Source organism: Streptomyces sp. NPDC040410 (assembly GCF_055595715.1).
On the sequence record NZ_JBVIVK010000002.1, the window covers coordinates 256,688 to 277,629 of the forward strand.

Genomic DNA, 20,942 nt, shown 5'->3' on the forward strand with positions numbered 1-20,942 from the left:
TCAAGCTCCCTTCGCGGCCTGGAACAGCTCGGCCCTTGGGTCCTCGCCCGCGGTCGCCTCGCGATACGCCTCAAGCGCGTCACGAGCCTTCCCCGACAGGTCCGCCGGAACACTCACCTCCACGGTGACCAGCAGGTCGCCGCGGGTGCCGTCCTTGCGGACCGCGCCCTTGCCGCGGGCGCGCATGGTGCGGCCGTTGGGCGTGCCCGGCGGCAGCTTCAGGGTGACCGGCGGTCCGCCCAGGGTGGGCACCCTCACCTCACCGCCGAGGGCCGCCTCCGCGAACGTCACCGGGACGGTGACGGTCAGGTTGTCGCCCTTGCGCCCGAAGACCGGATGCGCGTCCACGTGCACGACGACGTACAGGTCGCCGGCCGGGCCGCCCCGCTCGCCGGGTGCGCCCTTGCCCCTCAGCCGGATGCGCTGCCCGTCGCTCACCCCTGCCGGGATGCGGACCTGCATGGTCCGGGACGACTTGGCGCGGCCGCTGCCGCTGCAGACCTCGCAGGGGTCCTCCGCGATCAGGCCGCGGCCCTTGCAGTCCGGGCACGGGTCCGTCAGTGAGAAGCCGCCGCCGGAGCCCCTGGCCACCTGGCCCGTGCCGACACAGGTCGGGCACACGCGCGGGTTGCCGTTCCTGTCGCCGGTGCCCGAACAGGCCTTGCAGGGCTGCTGCGAGGTCATCCGCAGCGGGACCGTCGCTCCCTCGATCGCCTCGGTGAAGCTGAGGGTGACCTCGGTGTCGATGTCCTGACCGCGCCTGGGCTGCACACGTGTGGTGCCGGAGCTGCCACGGTTGAACAGGCCCCCGAAGACGTCACCGAGTCCGCCGCCGAAGCCGCCCGGCTGCCCGCCGCCCTGGGCGCCGCCTCCGAAGAGGTCGCCCAGGTCGAAGTTGAACGAGCCGCCGCCCGCGCCCGGCCCCGGGCGGAAGCCGCCGTTGCCGAAGAGGGCGCGTGCCTCGTCGTACTCCTTGCGCTTCTTGGGGTCACCGAGGACGTCGTTCGCCTCGGAGATCTCCTTGAAGCGCTCCTCGGCCCTGGCGTTCCCCTTGTTGGCGTCCGGATGGTTCTCGCGGGCGAGCTTCCGGTACGCCTTCTTGATCTCGGCCTCGGTGGCGTCCTTGGGGACGCCGAGGACCTTGTAGTAGTCCTTCTCGATGAAGTCCTTGGTGCTCATCCTCGACGTCCCTCCTTCCTCGTCGGTTCAAGCTCAGCCCTCGTCCGGGCCACCGCTCTCCTTGTCGTCGGCGGCGGCGGACGTCTCCGCGGAGTCCGAGGAGTCCGCCTTGACGGTCTGCGCCCCCGGCTGGGGTTCGGCCACGGCCACCCGCGCGGGGCGGATGGTGCGCTCGCCGATCCGATACCCGGGCTGCAGAATCGCCACGCACGTCGTCTCCGTGACGTCCGGTGCGTAGCTGTGCATCAGGGCCTCGTGGATCGTCGGGTCGAAGGGCTCGCCCTCCTTGCCGAACTGCTGCAGACCCATCTTCGCCGCGACGGTCTCCAGCGACTCCGCGACGGACTTGAATCCGCCGACGAGTTCGCCGTGGTCCCGGGCGCGGCCGATGTCGTCGAGCACGGGCAGGAGCTCGGTCAGGAGGTTCGCGATGGCGATCTCCCTGACCGTGATCCGGTCGCGTTCGACGCGGCGGCGGTAGTTCTGGAACTCCGCCTGGAGCCGCTGGAGGTCCGCCGTGCGCTCGCCGAGCGCCGAGCGCGCCTGGTCGAGTTGGGCCGTCAGGCCCGCAGTCTGTGCTTCTGCGTCCCCGGCCGGGGCCGCCCCCTCCCCCGCGGAGGGGGAGGCGGCCTGCGGCTCGGCGTCGTCGGGGGTGGCGCCGGAGGGGACGTCGGGCTTCTCCTCGAAGCCCGGGGTCTCCTCCGTCACGCGGCACCGTCCTTGCGCTCGTCGTCGACGATCTCGGCGTCCACGACGTCGTCGTCGGCCTTCGGGGCCTCGGCACCGGCGTCGGCACCGCCCGCGGCACCCTGCGCGGCCTGGGCGTCGGCGTACATGGCCTGGCCCACCTTCTGGGAGACCGCGGCGACCTTCTCGGTGGCCGTGCGGATCGCGGCGGTGTTGTCGCCTTCGGCGGACTCGCCCTTGAGCGCGGCCTTCAGCTCCTCGACGGCGGCCTCGACCTCGGTCTTGACCTCGCCGGGGACCTTGTCCTCGTTGTCCTTGAGGAACTTCTCCGTCTGGTAGACGAGCTGCTCGCCCTGGTTGCGGGTCTCGGCGGCCTCGCGGCGGCGGTGGTCCTCCTCCGCGTACTGCTCGGCCTCCTGGCGCATCCGGTCGACCTCGTCCTTCGGCAGCGAGGAGCCGCCGGTGACGGTCATCTTCTGCTCCTTGCCCGTGCCGAGGTCCTTGGCCGTGACGTGCATGATGCCGTTGGCGTCGATGTCGAAGGAGACCTCGATCTGCGGGACACCGCGCGGGGCCGGCGGCAGACCGGTCAGCTCGAACATGCCGAGCTTCTTGTTGTACGCCGCGATCTCGCGCTCGCCCTGGTAGACCTGGATCTGCACGGACGGCTGGTTGTCCTCGGCGGTGGTGAAGATCTCGGACCGCTTGGTCGGGATCGTCGTGTTCCGCTCGATCAGCTTGGTCATGATGCCGCCCTTGGTCTCGATGCCGAGGGACAGCGGGGTCACGTCGAGGAGCAGGACGTCCTTGACCTCACCCTTGAGGACACCGGCCTGGAGCGAGGCGCCGATGGCGACGACCTCGTCCGGGTTCACGCCCTTGTTGGCCTCCTTGCCGCCGGTCAGCTCCTTGACGAGCTCGGCGACGGCGGGCATACGGGTGGAGCCGCCGACGAGGACGACGTGGTCGATCTCGCCGAGCTGGATGCCCGCGTCCTTGATCACGTTGTGGAACGGCGTCTTGCAGCGCTCCAGCAGGTCCGCGGTCAGCTGCTGGAACTGAGCCCGGGTGAGCTTCTCGTCCAGGTGCAGCGGGCCCTCGGCGGACGCGGTGATGTAGGGCAGGTTGATCGAGGTCTCGGTGGACGAGGACAGCTCGATCTTCGCCTTCTCAGCGGCCTCACGCAGGCGCTGGAGGGCCATCTTGTCCTTGGCGAGGTCCACGCCGTGGCCGGCCTTGAACTGCTGCACCAGGTAGTCGACGACGCGCTGGTCCCAGTCGTCACCACCGAGGTGGTTGTCGCCGTTGGTGGCCTTGACCTCGACGACGCCGTCGCCGATCTCCAGGAGGGACACGTCGAAGGTGCCGCCACCGAGGTCGAAGACGAGGATCGTCTGGTCGTCCTTGTCGAGGCCGTAGGCCAGGGCGGCCGCGGTCGGCTCGTTGACGATGCGCAGGACGTTGAGGCCCGCGATCTCGCCGGCCTCCTTGGTGGCCTGGCGCTCGGAGTCGTTGAAGTAGGCCGGGACGGTGATGACCGCGTCCGTGACCTTCTCGCCCAGGTAGGACTCGGCGTCCCGCTTCAGCTTCTGCAGGATGAAGGCGGAGATCTGCTGCGGGTTGAAGGGCTTCCCGTCGAGCTCGATCTTCCAGTCGGTGCCCATGTGACGCTTCACGGACCGGATGGTCCGGTCCACGTTGGTCACGGCCTGGCGCTTGGCCACCTCTCCGACGAGCACCTCACCGTTCTTGGCGAAGGCGACGACGGACGGCGTGGTCCTGGCGCCCTCGGCGTTGGTGATCACGGTGGGCTCGCCGCCCTCCAGAACGCTGACGACGGAGTTAGTCGTGCCCAGGTCGATGCCGACCGCACGTGCCATGGTTGATTCCTCCAGCAATGACTTGAGTGGAACGGACTCAAGTGTGCATGACGGCCACCGCGCGGTCAACAGAGCTGAGTCAGGGCGACTCAACTCTTATCCTTTCCTTACACGCAACTACCCTCTGACCTGCACAGATGCGGTATGAGGAGGTGGCCGCAGAGGGTGAACAGACTGCCTGCGGGGCCCGTACACCTTGATCCGCAGCAGCGCGAGCACGACGGCCGGCGCGACCACCGCCACCCAGAGCGGGCCGGTCTGCGCGATCCAGCCGACGTGCCCGAGGACCCCGACGAGTACCCCGGAGAACGCGCCGACGCCGAGCAGGATCGTCGCGCCCCGCGCGGTGAGACCGAGCCGCCGCAGTCGGTGGGCGAGGTGATCGGGGCCGCTGCGCAGCAGGGGCCGCCCGGCCAGCCGCCGCGACACCAGGACGAGGACGACGTCGGCGCTCGCCACGGCGGTGAGCGCGAACAGCACGCCCGCGCTGGACGCCGGCCCGTACCCGGCGCGGGTGAGCACGGCCGCCGAGGCGAGCACGAAGCCGACGAACAGTGACCCGCACGCCCCGAGGGCGATCCGCGCTGGATGCCAGTTGTGCATGAGAAACCCGGTCAGCGCGGCGGCCAGCACGCTCAGCAGCACCGCGAGCCCGTCCATCACCTCGGCCGCCGCGCAGGCCCCGGCGCCGAAGGCGGTCACGACCCCGACCGTGCCCGCCAGCCCGTCGGCGTGGTCGAGCGCCTTGAAACCGATGGCCACGACGACGATCCAGACCACCGCGAGCAGCCCCGCGGGCAGCCCGGTCTCGTCGTACGGCACCACGCAGGCCGCCGCGACGGCCGTGCCACCGAGCAGGAACCGGGCCTTCACCCGCCGCACGTCGGCGATCAGCCCCAGCACGGCGACGGCGGCCCCGGCGGCGAGCAGCCGGCCCGTCCCGTCGCCGAGCGGCGCGACGCCGGTCCATCTCCCGGCCGCCACCACCACCCAGGTGGCGAGCACCACGGCCGCACCCCCCACCAGCGGAACCGGCCGCTGCCGCCGCCGGTCGACCACGCCGAGGCGCAGGGCGGGGGCCCGCAGCAGCGCGCTGAGCACGGCGGCGAGCAGGAGGGCGGTGGCGGCGGCGATGATCCCGTAGAGCACGCACCCAAGTTAATCCAAATGTGATGATATGTGGTGAATTGACCGAATGATCCGCGCGCCGTCCACCCTGCCCCGCCACGCTACTGAGGCCTGCCTCAGTAGCACAGATCACCACACGGCTGACTACAGTGCGGCACAGGATTGCGGGTAGTCTCAGAGGACTGCATAAGTTACCGCTTAGTAATTTCGCTCGAAGAAGCCTCGCAGGCCCGAGGAGCCCCCAAATGCAACTCGCCGCGATCATCGTGTCGCTGGTCCTGACCGTGGTCGGCGTCGCGCTGCTCGCACGCGCCATCGGCCACTTCGTCCGGTACTTCAAGCTCGGCCAGCCCGTGCCCGCCGGCACCCGGACCGACAACCCCTACCAGCGCAGCGTGACGCTGGTGAAGGAGTTCCTCGGCCACACCCGGATGAACCGGTGGGGCATCATCGGTGTCGCCCACTGGTTCGTGGCGATCGGCTTCCTGACGCTGCCGCCCACCATCATCACGGCGTACGGCCAGCTCTTCGAGGCCGACTGGACGCTCCCGGTGATCGGCGGCTTCCTGCCGTACGAGCTGTACATCGAGTTCATCGCCGCGATGACCACCCTCGGCATCGTCACTCTGATGGTCATCCGCCTGCTGAACCTGCCGTCGCGGCCCGGCCGCAAGTCGCGGTTCGCGGGCTCGAAGATGGGCCAGGCGTACTTCGTCGAGTACGTCATCCTCACCATCGGCCTGGCCATCTACGCCCTGCGCGGTCTCGAGGGCGCGCTGCACCACGTGGACCACTACGAGGCCGCGTACTTCGCCTCGTACCCACTGATCCTTGCCTTCAAGGGGCTGAGCCTCACCGCGCTGCAGAACCTCGTCTACCTCTTCGCGATGATCAAGCTGAGCACGACCATGATCTGGATGATCACGGTCTCGCTCAACACGAACATGGGGGTGGCCTGGCATCGCTTCCTGGCCTTCCCGAACATCTGGTTCAAGCGCGACGCGACCGGTGAGACGGCCCTCGGCGGCCTCCAGCCGATGACCTCGGGCGGCAAGCCGATCGACTTCACCGACCCGGGCGACGACGACGTCTTCGGTGTCTCCCAGGTCGAGCAGTTCTCCTGGAAGGGCCTGCTGGACTTCTCCACCTGCACCGAGTGCGGCCGCTGCCAGTCGCAGTGCCCGGCCTGGAACACGGGCAAGCCGCTCTCCCCGAAGCTGCTGATCATGTCGCTGCGGGACCACGCCCACGCCAAGGCGCCCTACCTGCTCGCCGGCGGCGGCAAGACGATGGAGGGCGAGGAGAAGGCGTCCGAGGAGCAGCTGAAGGACGTTCCCGCCGCGGCTCTCGCCGAGGCCGAGCGCCCGCTCATCGGCACCGCCGAGGAGAACGGCGTCATCGACCCCGACGTCCTGTGGTCCTGCACCACCTGCGGCGCCTGCGTCGAGCAGTGCCCGGTGGACATCGAGCACGTCGACCACATCGTCGACATGCGCCGCTACCAGGTGATGATCGAGAGCTCCTTCCCGTCCGAGGCGGGCACGATGCTCAAGAACCTGGAGAAGAAGGGCAACCCCTGGGGCCTGGCCAAGAAGCAGCGCCTGGAGTGGACGAAGGAAGTCGACTTCGAGGTGCCGGTCGTCGGCAAGGACATCGAGGACCTGACCGAGGTCGAGTACCTGTACTGGGTCGGCTGCGCCGGCGCCCTCGAGGACCGCGCCAAGAAGACCACCAAGGCCTTCGCCGAGCTGCTGCACATCGCGGGCGTCAAGTTCGCGATCATGGGCGGCGACGAGAAGTGCACCGGTGACTCGGCCCGCCGTCTCGGCAACGAGCCCCTGTTCCAGGAGCTCGGCATGGAGAACGTGGCCGCGCTGAACATGGCCTTCGGCGAGTCCCTCGACGAGGAGGGCGAGGTGGACGAGTCGACGAAGAAGCCGAAGTCCGCGAAGAAGATCGTCGCCACCTGCCCGCACTGCCTCAACACGATCGGCAACGAGTACCCGCAGCTCGGCGGCGACTACGAGGTCATCCACCACACCCAGCTGCTCCAGCACCTGGTGGACGAGGGCAAGCTGGTCCCGGTCACCCCGGTCGAGGGCATCATCACCTACCACGACCCCTGCTACCTGGGCCGCCACAACAAGATCTACACGCCTCCGCGCGAGATCATCGCCAACGTGCCGGGCCTCAGGAACGAGGAGATGCACCGCCACAAGGAGCGCGGCTTCTGCTGTGGCGCCGGTGGTGCGCGGATGTGGATGGAGGAGCGGATCGGCAAGCGCATCAACAACGAGCGCGTCGACGAAGCCCTGTCGTTGAACCCCGACATCGTCTCCACCGCCTGCCCGTTCTGCCTCGTCATGCTGACCGACTCGGTCAACGGCAAGAAAAACGAGGGCAAGGCCAAGGAGTCCGTCCAGGTCGTGGACGTCGCCCAGCTCCTGCTGGAGTCGGTCAGGACCCCGGTCGACGACGAGCCCCCGGCGGGCGCGTCGGAGGCGGAGAGCGAGCCGGAGCCCGAGCCGGTGAAGTAGACCGCATACGCGAACGCACGACGGAGAACGCCGTCTTCCCGCCCTGGGCGGGGAGGCGGCGTTCTCGCCATTCGGGTGGTTGGGGCGGCCGGAGCCGTATGTCGCACGGCGACCGGGAGTTGCCGCCCGCGCAAACTGAGTCGCCGTCAGAAGACGGGCACAGGAGCCCGCGAGCGCGAAAGGCCCCCGACCGATGACCAGACCCGCCCCGGACCTCCGGAAGAGCAGGAGCGCTCTCGCGCTCGCTGTGACCGGACTGCTCTGCGCCGTTCTCGCCGCCCTTCCCGGACGGGCCAGTGCCGCCGCCGGACACCAGCCGGTCCCCGGCCCGGCGCTGTTCGACGACTTCAACTACACCGGCTCCACGGATCCGCTGCTCCCCCAGCACGGCTGGACCCTGAGGTCGGGTCAGGGCGGGCCGGGCGTGTGGGGCGCCAACTGGAGGCCGCAGAACATCACCTTCGCCACCGAGGCCGGCAACTCCGTCATGACCCTGCGCTCCGGCACCGACGGCACAAGGGCCGGTACCGAGCAGACCGAGATCCACCACCAGCGCAAGTTCCGGTACGGCACCTACGCCGCCCGCGTCCGGTTCAGCGACGCCCCCGTGTCCGGGCCGGACGGCGACCACGTGGTGCAGACGTTCTTCACCCTCTCGCCGCTGAACTTCCCGATGGACCCGAACTACAGCGAACTCGACTTCGAGTACCTGCCCAACGGCGGCTGGAGCATCCCGGGCAGCGCCCTGCTCGCCACCTCGTGGGAGACCTACCGGGAGGACCCCTGGGTGAATGACGCCGTCACCACCCAGGAGCGCGCGAGCTTCGCCGGCTGGCACAACCTGGTCATCACGGTCGGCACCACGCGGGTCGACTACTACGTCGACGGCAGGCTCTTCGCCTCGCACTCGGAGCCGTACGTGCCCGAGTCGTCGATGGACATCCGCTTCAACCACTGGTTCATCGACCTGCTGGGACGGAACGGCAGGAGGTCGCGTGCGTACGAGGAGAGGGTCGACTACGTGTACTACGCCAAGGACCAGGTGCTGACGCCGTCCCAGGTGCAGGGTGCCGTCGCCGGCTACCGGACCCAGGGGGTGCGGTTCCAGGACACCGTCTGAACGGCCTCTCCGTCAGGCGGAGTCGGCCGCGTGGCCGGAGTCCGCCGCATGGCCGGAGTCCGCCGCGTGGCCAGAGTCCGCCGCATGGCCGGAGTCCGCCGCATGGCCGGAGTCCGCCGCATGGCCAGAGTCCGCCGCATGGCCGGAGTCCGCCGCATGGCCGGAGTCCGCCGCATGGCCAGAGTCCGCCGCATGGCCAGAGTCCGCCGCATGGCCGGAGTCCGCCGCGTGGCCGGAGTCGGCCGCGTGGCCGTTGTCGGCGAGCGGCAGCCTCGCGGTGATCGTGGTGCCTCTGCCCTCCTCTGAGTGCACCTGCGTCTCACCGCCATGGTTCGCCACGATCGTGCGTACGATCGTCAGCCCCAGACCGGTGCCCGGGATGGCCGCGTCGGTGGCGTTGGATGCGCGGAAGAACCGCGTGAAGAGCTTCTCCTGCTCCCTGGCCGGGATGCCGATACCGGTGTCACTGACGCTCAGGAGCACCACGCCGTCCTGCCGGTCGGCACGGACGCTCACCTTCCCGCCCTCCGGGGTGAACTTGACCGCGTTGGACAGCAGGTTCATCAGCACACGGTCGAGCTGTTCGCCGTCCGCCTCCAGGATCAGCGGCCGGTCGGGGCACTCCGTCTCCAGCGAGACGGAGGCGGCCTCGGCGGCCGGCCTGATCGCGTCCGTCGCCGAGGACACCAGTTGGCGCAGGTCGACGGGGGCCTTACGGGACGTGAACGCCCCCGACTCGATCCTGGAGAGGGTGAGCAGGTCCTCGATCAGCGCCCGCAGCCGGTTCGCGTTGCGGTCGACGATGTCCAGCATGTGCACCTGGGGCGGGGCCAGCGGCCCGGTGTCCTCGTCCTTCAGCAGCTCGATGTAGCCCACGATGCTGGTCAGCGGGGTGCGCAGCTCATGGGAAACGGTGGACAGGAAGTCGCTCTTGGCCTTGTCCAGGGCGCGCAGCTTGTCCACCAGCTGTGTCTCCTGCGCGTAGAGCAGGGACGTGTGCAGGGCCCGGCCGATGCCACTGGCCATGGACTCCGCGGTCTCGACCTCCACCGGGCGCCAGGGGCGGTCCGCGCTGGTACGGGCCAGGCACACGGTGCCGATCGGCTCCTCCCCCACCCCCATGGGGGTGATCAGCGCGGAGACCAGGCCCAGCTCCGTCGCCGCGACGCGGTTCCTCGCCGGAATGCCCCTCTCGCCCCAGCTGCCCGGACCACCCGGTACCGGCGTGGTCTCGGACAGGTACCGGGGCAGGTCGGGGATCGTCCACGTCGTTCCCCGCCGATAGTGGTCGCGGACCATCTCGGCGGGCGCTCCAGGCAGCGACTGCTGCTCTTCGGCGCTGAGCAGGCCCTTTTGCGCACCCCAGGCACGGGCCACGGGGAAAGCGGAGCCGTCGTCCTCGGCGAGCGTGATGAAGACGTAGTCCGCGTCCAGGCTCTCGCCGATCCCCGCGCACGCCGCGTCGAGCAACCGGTCGACGTCGAGGTTCTCCCGGATCCGGATGCCGTTCTCCCGCGCGACCCCCGACAGCCGTCTGCGTTCGGCCTCGACCGCCCGCAGCCGGTCGCCCTCGTCGGCGAGCGTGTTCACCGACCGGGCCACCGCCCTGATCTCCTCAGGCCCCGTTTCCTCGGCACGCGCCGAAGTCTCGCCCGCAGTGAGCCGGTAGAGCGTCCGTTCGACGTTCTTGAGCGGGCGCGTCAGGGTCCGGGTGCTGCGCACCGCCGTGTACACGGCCACCGCCAGAGCCACGATCACCAGAGCGCCGAGCCCGGCCACGCCGTACCGGATCACCGTGTCGGCGTGGTCCTGCATACGCTCTTCTTCCGCGGCCAGCTGGATGCCCATCCGGTCGTTGGTCCGCTCGAACGCCTTGAACCGCCGGGTGGCCTGCCGGGTGAGCGCGGCGGCCCGCTCGCTTCTCGGAGCGGCGCGCGTCTGCTGGGCCGCGACGCGGAAGTACGCCGTGAGCTCCTGCTGCTGCGCCGCGAGAAGGCCGTCGTCCGCGACGTTGTGCCCTCGGAGGTCTTCGACGATCGACGGGATGCGGTCTCTGGCCAGACGGAAGGCGGCGAGCTCGGCCCGGTCACCGGTGATCAGATAGCCGCGCACCGATCGCTGCGCGCTGACGCCCGCCGCGCGCAGGCGCAGACCGTCGTCCTTGGCCGGCTGCACCCGGTCGATGATCTGGTCGTGCTCGTAGTCCAGCCTGTCCGCGCCCAGCAACGAAGCGGCGCCGCACAGTGCGATCAGGAAGGTCAGCAGCCCGAACGCGTACCCGAGCCGACGTCCCACGGAGCCGGCGCCCCGGCCGTTGATGCCGCTCACGCACGATCACCTCCGCCTTCCTTGACCCGGTCGTCGGGCCCGAATCCGCTGCGGGTCATCGCCCCCCACACCTGCGGCGTCCGGCGCACCGCGTCCCACATGCCGCACAGCCGCCACCAGGCCGTCAGCTGGCGGTAGCCGATGTTCTCGGCGGCCACCCCGACCAGCGAGCCCCACACGTCCCGCCACCGTGTGAACCGGTGGAAGGCGTACTCCTCCACGGCGACCGACAGCAGGCTCACCACCAGCGCGTAGGCGTAGGCGGCGAGCATGAAGCGCCACAGGAAGTCCACGTTCACCGCGCCGATCAGCACGCCCAGGGGCACCAGGACCAGGCCCGCGAGCTCCACCAGCGGGGCCAGCAGTTCGAAGACGACGTAGAAGGGCAGTGCCAGCAGTCCGATGCGGCCGTAACGGGGGTTGGCGATCATGCGGCGGTGCTTGAGCAGGATCTCCGTCAGCCCGCGGTGCCAGCGCCGTCGCTGGCGGGCCAGGACCTTCAGCTCCGAGGGCGCCTCGCTCCAGGAGATGGGCTCGGTGACGAAGGCGATGCGGTAGTCACGGCCCTGGTCGCGCATGTGGGCGTGGAGACGGATGACCAGTTCGGCGTCCTCGCCGATGCAGTCCGGGTCCATACCGCCTGCCGCGACGACCGCGTCCCGGCGGAACAGGCCGAAGGCGCCGGCGATGATCAGCAGACCGCCGATCTTGGACCAGCCGGTCCGGCCTAGGAAGAAGGCGCGCAGGTACTCGACGACCTGGACCCGTCCGAGCGTGTCCCTGGGCACATGCGGCTCGACGACGCGGCCGGCCACGACGGTGCAGCCGTTGGCGAGGCCGACGACACCGCCGGTGGCGATCACCCGCATCGGGTCGTCGGCGAAGGGTTTGGCCACCGCGAGCAGGGCCTGGGAGTCGAGGATCGAGTCGGCGTCCACCATGCACACCAGCGGATAGCGCGCCAGGTTGATCCCGACGTTGAGCGCGTCGGCCTTGCCGCCGTTGACCTTGCGGGCCACCACCAGGGGCACGGGGCCGCCCCGGGGCATGTGGACCGAGGTGACGGCGCCGCGCACGGGTACGTCGTCGGGGACCACGTACTCCACCTCGGCGAGGTCGAAGGCGTCGCGCAGGGCGTCCACGGTGCCGTCGGTGGAGCCGTCGTCGACGACGATGATCTCGAACAGCGGATAGCGCAGCAGCAGCATCGCCCGCACCGCCTCGGCGATACCGGCCGCCTCGTTGTGCGCGGGCATGATCACCGAAACGGGCGGAGTGAACGGGCTGGTGGCGGCGTCGTCGTAGCCCGCGAAGGGCGCCCGGCGCATCCGTCTGACGAACTCCCCGAGAGCGATGAAGATCAGGATCAGATTGCCGGTGTTGATGAAGACGAAGTAGCTGATGATCACGGTGTCGCAGACGGAGACCAGCGTGTGCGCCGCGCCCAGCAGCGAATCCCACGGCCCGGCGGCCATCGTGCTCACAGCGCCACCTCCACGCGGATGTCGTGGCGGCCCCCGACGGCGGCTTCGGCGAGCGCGGCCCTGGCCTGGGCGGCGGCCGGTCCGCCGCCTGCGCCGGCCGCCGCCGCGTGGAGCGCGGCCTGACCGGTCGGACCGAGCCGCAGCAGCGAGTGGGCCGCGGTCGCCGCCACATGCCGGTTGGGGTCGCCGAGCAGCTCCGCCAGACGGTCCGTCGCGGAGACGGCCCCCAGATGGCCCAGCGCCCCGGTGCCGACGATCCGCAGGGGGACCGGCTGACCGGGCTCGACCGCGTCGAGCAGCGGCTCCAGGCCGTCGGGCATGCCCAGTCGGCCCAGCGCGCGAGCCGCCTTGATCCGTACCTCGGTGGAGGGGTCCTCGCGCAGTGCGCGGGCGATCTCGGACGTACGGGAGACCACACCGGTCGCGCCGAGCACCTCGATGGCCACGGCCCTGGCGAGGGGCTCGGCGTGGTCCAGCCCCTCCGCGACACTCCGCTGCGCCTGCGGCCCCAGCGAGACCAGCGCCCTGATGACCGCTCCGGGCGGTACGGTCCGCGATCCCGTGAGGGACTCCAGGAGGTCCGGCACGGCCGCCGGACCCCCGCTGCGGCCCAGCGCCCGTGCGGCGGCCAGGCGGACCTCCGGGTCGCGGTCGGTCAGCAGAAGGCACAGTGACGGCTCCGCGGCGCGGTACGAGAGCTGGCCGAGTACCTGTGCGGCGCGCCCCCGCCGGGCGGCACTGCGGCTCCTCAGGTCGGCGATGGCGTCCTTGGGGGCCCCGCGCAGCTCGTACAGGTGGACCAGTGCCGTGCGGGCGGCGCCGGCGACCTTTTCCAGCAGCGCCGTCAGGGACGGTTCCAGGGCGGCCCAGGTGCGCTTGTCGACCGCCGCCAGCCGGTGCAGCAGCTCGCTCTGCTCGTCCTCCTCCGCGCACAGGAGCTGCAGCAGCAGACCGCGCACCGGTTCCGCGCGCCGTTCGCGTCTGCGCTGCTGGATCCGGCGGACGAAGCGGTTGGCGATGATCAGCAGGCTCAGCGCGAGAATGACGGCCGGCAGGCACAGCAGCGCACCGCGCACGAGGCCGGCCGGGATCACCGGTCCGCCCGGCTGAGCACCGCGGTGACCCGGCTGGACAGCTCCCGCGGGCTGAACGGCTTGATGATGTAGTCGTCGGCGCCCGCCGCGAAGCCCACCTCGACGTCCCCTTCCTGGGAGCGGGCGGTGATCATGATGACGGGCAGGGTGGCGGTCTCGGGCGCCGCGCGCAGCTCCCGGCAGACGTCCAGTCCGGACATCCCCGGCATCCGGATGTCGAGCAGCGCCAGGTCCACCGGCTGTTCACGCGCGGCCTTGAGAGCGGCCATGCCGTCCTCCACGGCGGTGACCTCGTGTCCGCTCTGGGTCAGCTTGAAGGCCACCAGGTCCCGGATGTCCGCGTCGTCGTCGGCTACTAGGACACGCGCCATTTACTCCTCCTGGGACACGGAACTCCGGTAGGAGTTCACGAGCCGCGCCACCGACGACTGCCGGAACGGTTTCGCCAGCAGATCGTCCGCCAGGTCTCTCGTGTCCTCCGGGTCGAGAACCGAGGAAACGACCAGGTGACAACCTGTCGTACGCTCGTCCGCCCGCATGCGGCGGATGACCTCCCGCCCGTCGATGCCGGGCAGCATCATGTCGACGACCGCGATGTCCGGCGGGTCGGCGAAGGCGAGATCGAGTCCCTCCTCGCCCGTGTACGCGGCGGCCACCGGGCAGCCCAGTTCACGGAAGTGCCGCGCAAGCAGGGCGCTCACGTCCGGGTCGTCCTCGATCACGAGTACGCGGGGTGGTGACATGACCGTCCTGTCCACGAGGTCGGACTGATAGTCACCAAAATAGGATCAATAGCCGACTTTCACCACATATGTAACATCCACCCCAGTGGAGACGGCGACCGCGAGGTGCGACAGCCCGCGGACACGACGGTCGCCGTCCCCCTGCCCACGTCAGCCCCGAGAATTACCGAACTCATGTACAACCCTTACGGGTCGGCACAGGTCTCCTGATCGCGAGCGACCCGTGGACCCCGGGACAACTCCCGGCGTCCACGGACGGCGCTCACACCCCCATCGACTGCGGATGCCTCCCCCGGGCATCCCCGCATGCCGCAGGAGAACCCGCATGCACGCCCCCTTGCGACTCGCCCTCGCGTCGGCCGCCACGGCCGCGCTGACGGGCGGTCTCCTCACCTTCTCGGCCGCGACGGCGACGGCCGCCGACTCCACCTCGGTCCCGCAGGCCGACTTCGACGGCGACGGCATCGGCGACGTCGCCTTCTCCGCCTCCGGCGCCTACGTGAACGCCAGGAAGAGCGCCGGCCAGATCGTCGCGCTGTACGGGACCGCCACCGGCCTGACGGACGGCGACGGGTCCGGCGATGTGCCCGGCTCCCCCAGCACGACCCTCAGCCAGAACTCCACCGGCATCCCCGGCGCCGCCGAGGCCGGCGACGCCTTCGGCTCGGACACCGCCTACGCCGACTTCAACGGCGACGGCTACGACGACCTCGCCGTCAGCGCTCCGGGCGAGGACACCGGCACCGACACCGACGCCGGCCTCGTCATGATCGTGTGGGGCTCGGCCGCCGGCCTTTACGGAGGTTCCGTCGTCGCCGACCCGGCCCCTTCCGCGCACGACTTCTGGGGCAAGAACCTCGCCGCCGGCGACTTCGACGGCGACGGCAAGGCCGACCTGGCCGTCGGCAGCAACACGGCGACCGTCTACGTCCTCAAGGGCGGCTTCAGCTCGTCCGGCACCCCCGGCGGCAAGTACACGGTCAAGCCCCCGATCATGGGCACCGACGCGGGCGGCCCGATGAACCTGACCGCCGGCAACATCAACGGCGGCCAGGAGACCGACCTCGTGGTCGACGGCTTCGAGACCGACAGCGACTACGGCTGGAACCGCAACTACTACATCCCCGGCACCGCGAGCGGCCTGAACGTCTCGTACGCCGAAACCCTCAAGCCCGGCGTGATCACCGCGATCGGCGACATCGACGCCGACGGCTACGGGGACATCGTCAGCGGCGCCTACTGGAACACCACCACGCAGGACGGCACCCCGATCCCCGACTCCGGCAAGGGCGGCAAGGTCTGGGTCACCCAGGGCTCCGACGGCGGCCCGCTCACCACCGACGCGACCGGCATCACCCAGGACACCGGCAACGTCCCCGGCACCGCCGAAGGCAACGACTTCTTCGGCTACGAGCTCGACCTCGGCGACGTCGACGGCGACGGGTTCCTCGACCTCGCGATCGGCGTCGCCGGCGAGAACATCGGCGACGACACCGACACCGGCGCCGTCACGGTCCTCTACGGCTCGGCGAGCGGCCTGAACACCACGTCCGGCGCCCAGTCCTTCTCCCAGGACACCGCGGACGTGCCCGGCACGGGCGAGGACGACGACAGGTTCGGCCTGGACGTCAAGCTCGACGACGTCACCGGCGACGGCAAGGCCGACCTCGTCGCGGGCTCCGCCGAGAACGGCGGCGACGGCATGGTCGTCTTCCTGCCCTCCAACGGCACGAAGATCACCGCGACCGGCTCCGCCTCCGTCGCCCCGCAGTGGACGGGCGTCGTGACGACCGGCACGCCGTACTTCGGCGCGAACTTCGCCGACTGAGCCGCCGTACGAGCGGCCGCAAGCCGACGTGACCCGTCGTAAGCCCTCGTAAGCCGCCGTTCGACCCACAAGGCCGGGCCCGCACGACGGGCCCGGCCTCACCCCTCCACCAAGCCGCGGCCTGCGCACGCGCACCATCCTGCCGGCCGCGGCCCCCACCACCGGCCTGTCCCTGATGGCCAAGGACGTCGGCCTCAAGGACGGCGCCGGCCTCGGCCGGGACATCGCCCAGTGACGAACCGTCGACACCCTCGCCGATCCGGGATCTCCCCGCGGCACCGCGACCGGTCCCACGCCCGCGGACGCCCCAGCCCCCGGCCCGTCGACGCCGGGCGTCCCGGCGACCGGCAGCCCCCACCACGGCGCCACACCGCGCGGCTGACGGTGACCGGCTCCCCTCCTTCCACCTCCACGACCTCTGAACGGACCCCGTATGCGCAAGCGCACCCTGCTGCTGGCCGCGACCCTCACCACCGGCCTGCTCTCCGCCCTGCCCGTCACCACCGCGTCCGCCGCGCCGTCCGGCCTGTCCGGCGACTTCAACGGCGACGGCTACCGCGACGTCGCCATCGCCGCCCCCATCGCCAAGGTCTCCGACAAGACCGGAGCCGGCTACGTCGCCGTGGTCTACGGCACCGCGAGCGGCCTCGACACCGGCAAGCGCCAGATCATCAGCCAGGCCACGGACGGCATCCCCGGCACACCCGAGTCCGGCGACTACTTCGGCGACCGCCTGACCACCGGCGACCTCGACGGCGACGGCTACACGGACATCGTCGTCGGCGTGCACGGCGAGAGGATCGGCACCACCGACTCCTACGGCACGCTGACCGTGCTGTGGGGCGGCGAGAGCGGCATCAAGTCCGGCACCGACATCTCCTCGCCCCTGCCGCAGTACATCAACGAGCTGGGCTGGTCCCTGGCGGCCGGCGACTTCGACGGCGACGGCCACACCGACCTGGCCGCCGGCAACAACGCCTCGCCGTCCCTCAACATCTTCCGCGGCCCCATCTCCCGTACGGGCGCGGCGGCTTCACTCGTCGGCATCGACACGATCGAGCAGACCACCATGTACCCCGACAAGCTCGTCGCGGGCGAGGTCAACGGCGACGGCAGGACCGACCTCCTCGTCATGGGCCAGGAGGAGACCAGCACCGGCGGCTACCGCACCCGCAGCGTCCTCTACACCGGAGACGCCACCACCACCGTCAAGGCCGGCAAGAAGCTCGCGGGCGGCTACGACGGCGTCATCGCCGACGTCGACAAGGACGGCTACGGCGACATCGTCACCGGCAACTTCACGGAGAAGTCGACGACTGAGCCGAACGGCGGCCTCGGCGGCGCGGTCACGGTCACCTACGGCGCCTCAACCGGCGTGTCCACCCGCACCCCGGTCAAGATCAGCCAGGACACGTCGGGCGTCCCGGGCACCGCCGAGAAGAACGACGCCTTCGGCTGGAGCCTGTCCGCCGGCGACACCAACGGCGACGGCTACGCCGACATCGCGATCGGCGCCCCGTACGAGACGCTCGGCTCGGCGAAGAACGCGGGCACCGTCACGGTCCTGCGCGGCTCGGCGGCCGGCCTGACGGGCACCGGTGCCAAGTCCTTCTCCCAGAACACGACCGGCGTCCCCGGCAGCGCGGAGTCGTACGACTACTTCGGCTCGGCCGTCAGGCTCACGGACGTGGACGGCAACGGCCGCGCCGAACTGGTGGCCTCCGCCTTCGCCGAGAACAACGGCGCCGGCTCCGTCTGGCTCTTCAAGTCCACCACGTCCGGCATCACCGCCACCGGTTCGAAGTCCTTCAACGGCACCACGCTGGGCGGCCCTTCGGGCGAGGCGTACTTCGGCGACGTACTCGCGGGCTGACCCGGACAACCGGAGGACGGCGACGTCGCCGGGGCAGGGCCGGAACCCGGCACGGCACGGCACGGCACGGCAAGGTCACCGTCCGGCCCGGCACCGCGCCGGGCCCGGGCGGAACGACCACGCTCACCAGGCCACCACCCCCGGCGTCTCCGGCACCCCCCTAGAAGGACGACCGTCTGCTTCCGCGAGTACCTCCCGGCCGCAGCCACAGGGACCGGTGACGTCCCCCTGCCGGACTTCGGAGGCGTCTTCCTCGGCCGAGCCGACAGTGGACGCTCCTCAGGGCTCTCCCGTAAGGGATGTCACAGCTCGGCCCCAATGCCGGGCCCGAAACCCCGGGCCCGGCACACCGCTCTTCGGGACCAGGTACGTTCGAGGGCGTGGCTGGATTCAGGATCGGACGCGGCGGCCGGAACAACGGCACTCCGCAAACGCGCCCCCAACAACCCCCGTACGGACAGCAGACGCCCCAGGGACCGTCGTACGGCTACCCGTCGGCGCCGCAGCCGTACCCGCAGGCCGGCGGCGGCCAGTGGCCGCAGGGCAACACCGGCCCGGGCGGCCAGGGCGGCCAGGGCGGCGGTTACGGCGACGAACCGGAGTACTTCGGCGACGGCGCCCCGCACCAGCACGGCGGCCCGGACCCGTACGCCGCCAACAACCCGGGCCACACGCAGGCGTTCTCGGTGGGCGATGACCCCTACAACCAGGGCGGAACGTACCGCGCGGGCTCGCCCCCGGCAGGCCCGGTCGGCCCCCGCCTGCACTGGAAGGACCTGCTGAAGGGCATCGTGACGGCCCCCGGCCAGACCTTCCTCCAGATGCGCGACTACACGATGTGGGGCCCGGCCCTCATCGTCACCTTCCTCTACGGCCTCCTCGCCGTCTTCGGCTTCGACGGCGCCCGCAAGGACGCGATCAACGCCACCCTGTCGAACGCGGTCCCGATCGTCCTGACGACGGCCGTGGCGATGGTGGTGAGCGCATTCATCCTGGGCGTGGTCACCCACACCCTGGCCCGCCAGCTCGGCGGCGACGGCGCCTGGCAGCCCACGGTCGGCCTCTCCATGCTGATCATGTCCCTCACGGACGCCCCCCGCCTCGTCTTCGCCATGTTCTTCGGCGGCGAGGCGACCTTCGTCCAGGCCCTCGGCTGGGCCACCTGGGTCGCCGCCGGCGCCCTGCTGACGATGATGATCAGCCGCTCCCACGACCTGCCCTGGCCGAAGGCCCTCGGCGCGTCGGCGATCCAGCTGGTCGCCCTGCTGTCGATCGTGAAGCTGGGAACGTTCTGAGAAACCCGGACACGACAAGGGGCTCCCGGCCACGAGGACCGGGAGCCCCTTTCATGTGCCGTCGGCGGGTCAGGCGTCGAGGACCTGCCCGACGCGCCTGATCACAGGCGGTTCCACGCTCCACGGGAAGTTCACCCAGTCGTCCGTACGCTTCCAGACGTACTCGCACTTGACGAGGCTCTGCGACTTCTCGTAGATCACAGCCGACCGCACCTCGGCGACGGTGTCGAGGCAGAAGTCCCGCACCAGCTTGAGCGTCTTGCCGGTGTCGGCGACGTCGTCGGTGATCAGGACCTTCTTGTCGGAGAAGTCGATCACGTTGGGGACGGGCGCGAGCATGACGGGCATCTCCAGGGTGGTCCCCACCCCGGTGTAGAACTCCACGTTCACGAGGTGGAGGTTCTTGCAGTCGAGGGCGTAGGCGAGTCCGCCGGCGACGAAGACTCCGCCACGGGCGATGGAGAGCACGATGTCGGGCTCGTACCCGTCGTCGGCGATCGTCTGCGCGAGCTCCCGCACGGCGACGCCGAACGCCTCGTAGGTCAGGTTCTCCCGCACGCCGCTCGTCCCCGCACTCACACCTGCGTCCGATGGAAGTTCAGGAAGGACCGGGAGGCGGTCGGTCCCCGCTGCCCCTGGTAGCGGGATCCGTACCGCTCACTGCCGTACGGGAACTCGGCCGGCGAGCTGAGCCGGAACATGCACAGCTGTCCGATCTTCATGCCGGGCCACAGCTTGATGGGCAGGGTCGCGAGATTGGACAGCTCGAGCGTCACATGCCCGGAGAACCCGGGGTCGATGAACCCGGCGGTGGAGTGGGTGACGAGCCCGAGCCTCCCGAGGGAACTCTTGCCCTCGAGCCGCGAGGCGAGATCGTCGGGCAGGCTGATGACCTCGTACGTGCTGGCGAGGACGAACTCCCCGGGGTGAAGAATGAAGGGCTCGTCCCCCTCCGGCTCGACGAGCCGGGTGAGATCCGCCTGCTCGACGGAAGGGTCGATGTGCGGGTACCGGTGATTCTCGAACACCCGGAAGAAGCGGTCGAGGCGCACGTCGACACTCGACGGCTGCACCATGGATTCGTCGTAGGGATCGATCCGTACCCGCCCGGCGTCGATCTCGGCCCGGATGTCCTTGTCTGAGAGAAGCACGCCCCGAGGATACGCAAGGCGCGCGGACCGACCACCATCGGACGGCCCCCGCGCCTGCGCTGCTCCCATGTCGCTACCGCTTCTCCAAGGCGACCGGCACCACACTGCGGAGCCGGGCACACCGTGGACACCGGACGAGCCGGCCGGGGCCGAGCCGCTCGGCCTGCTGCATCGGGAACGAAGCGGTACTGAACACGTGCCCATCGGCACAGCGGACGACGGTGCGTTCCATCAAGTCCCAGAGTCCCTTCCCCAAGAGCCGCGTCTGGCTGCTGCTTGCCTGACGACAAATGCCACATTACGGGATCAAAGGAAGGACTCTCCAGGCGGCACTCCGGCCTCACCCGGACCCGCACGCACGCCCCACCGTACGCCCAACTCCCGTCCCCCGCAGCCCCGTCACTCCCCCGCGCAACGCGCTCGGGCCCCTCGGCTTCAGCGCCAGGGGCCCGACATGAGGTACAGTGACCAGGCGTTCGGACACCGGCCCGACCGGCGTCTTACGCGGGTGTAGTTTAATGGTAGAACATCAGCTTCCCAAGCTGAGAGCGCGAGTTCGATTCTCGTCACCCGCTCCATGCGAAACCCCCAGGTCAGAGACCCGGGGGTTCTTTG

General features: G+C 70.3%; 16 protein-coding genes and 1 tRNA gene. 6 read left to right on the plus strand and 11 right to left on the minus strand.

Annotated elements, in window-relative coordinates; translation table 11 throughout:
* From dnaJ to ACZ562_RS05165, 4 genes are all read right to left on the minus strand, one after another.
* Entirely contained in the window at window positions 1-1,179 is a 1,179-nt protein-coding gene (gene dnaJ, locus ACZ562_RS05150; protein WP_471174272.1) for a molecular chaperone DnaJ, read from the minus strand.
* A gap of 33 nt (window positions 1,180-1,212) precedes the next feature.
* Window positions 1,213-1,887: a nucleotide exchange factor GrpE gene (gene grpE / locus ACZ562_RS05155; RefSeq protein ID WP_471174273.1), complete on the minus strand. Its 675-nt coding sequence runs from the start codon at window positions 1,885-1,887 to the stop codon at window positions 1,213-1,215.
* Entirely contained in the window at window positions 1,884-3,746 is a 1,863-nt protein-coding gene (dnaK, locus tag ACZ562_RS05160) for a molecular chaperone DnaK (RefSeq protein WP_471174274.1), read from the minus strand. The genes grpE and dnaK overlap by 4 nt, the downstream gene beginning before the upstream one ends.
* A 117-nt stretch (window positions 3,747-3,863) precedes the next feature.
* Entirely contained in the window at window positions 3,864-4,895 is a 1,032-nt protein-coding gene (locus tag ACZ562_RS05165; RefSeq protein ID WP_471174275.1) for an MraY family glycosyltransferase, read from the minus strand.
* A 224-nt stretch (window positions 4,896-5,119) separates the two neighbouring features.
* Between ACZ562_RS05165 and ACZ562_RS05170 the strand changes: the two genes are divergently transcribed.
* Together ACZ562_RS05170 and ACZ562_RS05175 are read left to right on the plus strand one after the other, a co-directional pair.
* Window positions 5,120-7,411, plus strand: a complete 2,292-nt coding sequence (locus ACZ562_RS05170) for a (Fe-S)-binding protein (protein WP_471174276.1) — start codon at window positions 5,120-5,122, stop codon at window positions 7,409-7,411.
* Window positions 7,412-7,604: 193 nt separating this feature from the next.
* Window positions 7,605-8,531 carry a glycoside hydrolase family 16 protein gene (locus ACZ562_RS05175; protein ID WP_471174277.1) on the plus strand — a complete coding sequence of 309 codons (927 nt, stop codon included), beginning with the start codon at window positions 7,605-7,607 and terminating at the stop codon, window positions 8,529-8,531.
* A 12-nt stretch (window positions 8,532-8,543) separates the two neighbouring features.
* On the opposite strand, the gene ACZ562_RS05180 is transcribed toward ACZ562_RS05175, so the two are convergent.
* Genes ACZ562_RS05180 through ACZ562_RS05200 form a run of 5 tightly spaced genes read right to left on the minus strand, consistent with a single transcriptional unit; the run spans window position 8,544 to window position 14,180 of the window.
* Entirely contained in the window at window positions 8,544-10,859 is a 2,316-nt protein-coding gene (locus ACZ562_RS05180; RefSeq protein WP_471174278.1) for an ATP-binding protein, read from the minus strand.
* Window positions 10,856-12,334, minus strand: a complete 1,479-nt coding sequence (locus ACZ562_RS05185; protein WP_471174782.1) for a glycosyltransferase family 2 protein — start codon at window positions 12,332-12,334, stop codon at window positions 10,856-10,858. Before ACZ562_RS05185 ends, ACZ562_RS05180 begins: the two co-directional genes overlap by 4 nt.
* Before the next feature lie 5 nt (window positions 12,335-12,339).
* Window positions 12,340-13,437 (minus strand): HEAT repeat domain-containing protein, encoded by a 1,098-nt coding sequence (locus ACZ562_RS05190; RefSeq protein WP_471174279.1) that lies wholly within the window; start codon window positions 13,435-13,437, stop codon window positions 12,340-12,342.
* Window positions 13,434-13,808 (minus strand): response regulator transcription factor, encoded by a 375-nt coding sequence (locus tag ACZ562_RS05195; RefSeq protein WP_471174280.1) that lies wholly within the window; start codon window positions 13,806-13,808, stop codon window positions 13,434-13,436. The genes ACZ562_RS05190 and ACZ562_RS05195 overlap by 4 nt, the downstream gene beginning before the upstream one ends.
* Window positions 13,809-14,180: a response regulator gene (locus tag ACZ562_RS05200; protein ID WP_471174281.1), complete on the minus strand. Its 372-nt coding sequence runs from the start codon at window positions 14,178-14,180 to the stop codon at window positions 13,809-13,811.
* A 325-nt stretch (window positions 14,181-14,505) separates the two neighbouring features.
* On the opposite strand from ACZ562_RS05200, the gene ACZ562_RS05205 reads away from it, so the two are divergent.
* The 3 genes from ACZ562_RS05205 to ACZ562_RS05215 all read left to right on the plus strand — a co-directional run bounded on the left by ACZ562_RS05205 (window position 14,506) and on the right by ACZ562_RS05215 (window position 19,176).
* Entirely contained in the window at window positions 14,506-16,008 is a 1,503-nt protein-coding gene (locus tag ACZ562_RS05205; protein WP_471174282.1) for a VCBS repeat-containing protein, read from the plus strand.
* A 433-nt stretch (window positions 16,009-16,441) separates the two neighbouring features.
* A complete protein-coding gene (locus tag ACZ562_RS05210) occupies window positions 16,442-17,881 on the plus strand; it encodes an FG-GAP and VCBS repeat-containing protein (protein WP_471174283.1) in 1,440 nt (479 codons plus the stop codon).
* 299 nt (window positions 17,882-18,180) lie between these two features.
* A complete protein-coding gene (locus ACZ562_RS05215; protein ID WP_471174284.1) occupies window positions 18,181-19,176 on the plus strand; it encodes a Yip1 family protein in 996 nt (331 codons plus the stop codon).
* 69 nt (window positions 19,177-19,245) lie between these two features.
* On the opposite strand, the gene ACZ562_RS05220 is transcribed toward ACZ562_RS05215, so the two are convergent.
* Together ACZ562_RS05220 and dcd are read right to left on the minus strand one after the other, a co-directional pair.
* Window positions 19,246-19,734, minus strand: a complete 489-nt coding sequence (locus ACZ562_RS05220) for a phosphoribosyltransferase (RefSeq protein ID WP_471174285.1) — start codon at window positions 19,732-19,734, stop codon at window positions 19,246-19,248.
* Window positions 19,735-19,751: 17 nt separating this feature from the next.
* A complete protein-coding gene (gene dcd / locus ACZ562_RS05225) occupies window positions 19,752-20,327 on the minus strand; it encodes a dCTP deaminase (protein ID WP_060906645.1) in 576 nt (191 codons plus the stop codon).
* Window positions 20,328-20,831: 504 nt separating this feature from the next.
* Here dcd and ACZ562_RS05230 point away from each other — a divergent pair.
* Window positions 20,832-20,905 (plus strand) — tRNA-Gly (locus tag ACZ562_RS05230).
* Window positions 20,906-20,942: the final 37 nt, after the last annotated feature.

Excerpts from the sequence above, each read along its gene's own strand:
- ACZ562_RS05170 (WP_471174276.1), top strand. The coding sequence starts at position 5,120 with ATGCAACTCGCCGCGATCATCGTGTCGCTGGTCCTGACCGTGGTCGGC.
- ACZ562_RS05215 (WP_471174284.1), top strand. The coding sequence starts at position 18,181 with ATGTCACAGCTCGGCCCCAATGCCGGGCCCGAAACCCCGGGCCCGGCA.
- ACZ562_RS05185 (WP_471174782.1), bottom strand. The coding sequence starts at position 12,334 with ATGGCCGCCGGGCCGTGGGATTCGCTGCTGGGCGCGGCGCACACGCTG.
- ACZ562_RS05205 (WP_471174282.1), top strand. The coding sequence starts at position 14,506 with ATGCACGCCCCCTTGCGACTCGCCCTCGCGTCGGCCGCCACGGCCGCG.
- ACZ562_RS05195 (WP_471174280.1), bottom strand. The coding sequence starts at position 13,808 with ATGGCGCGTGTCCTAGTAGCCGACGACGACGCGGACATCCGGGACCTG.
- ACZ562_RS05200 (WP_471174281.1), bottom strand. The coding sequence starts at position 14,180 with ATGTCACCACCCCGCGTACTCGTGATCGAGGACGACCCGGACGTGAGC.
- ACZ562_RS05210 (WP_471174283.1), top strand. The coding sequence starts at position 16,442 with ATGCGCAAGCGCACCCTGCTGCTGGCCGCGACCCTCACCACCGGCCTG.
- ACZ562_RS05175 (WP_471174277.1), top strand. The coding sequence starts at position 7,605 with ATGACCAGACCCGCCCCGGACCTCCGGAAGAGCAGGAGCGCTCTCGCG.
- dnaJ (WP_471174272.1), bottom strand. The coding sequence starts at position 1,179 with ATGAGCACCAAGGACTTCATCGAGAAGGACTACTACAAGGTCCTCGGC.
- dnaK (WP_471174274.1), bottom strand. The coding sequence starts at position 3,746 with ATGGCACGTGCGGTCGGCATCGACCTGGGCACGACTAACTCCGTCGTC.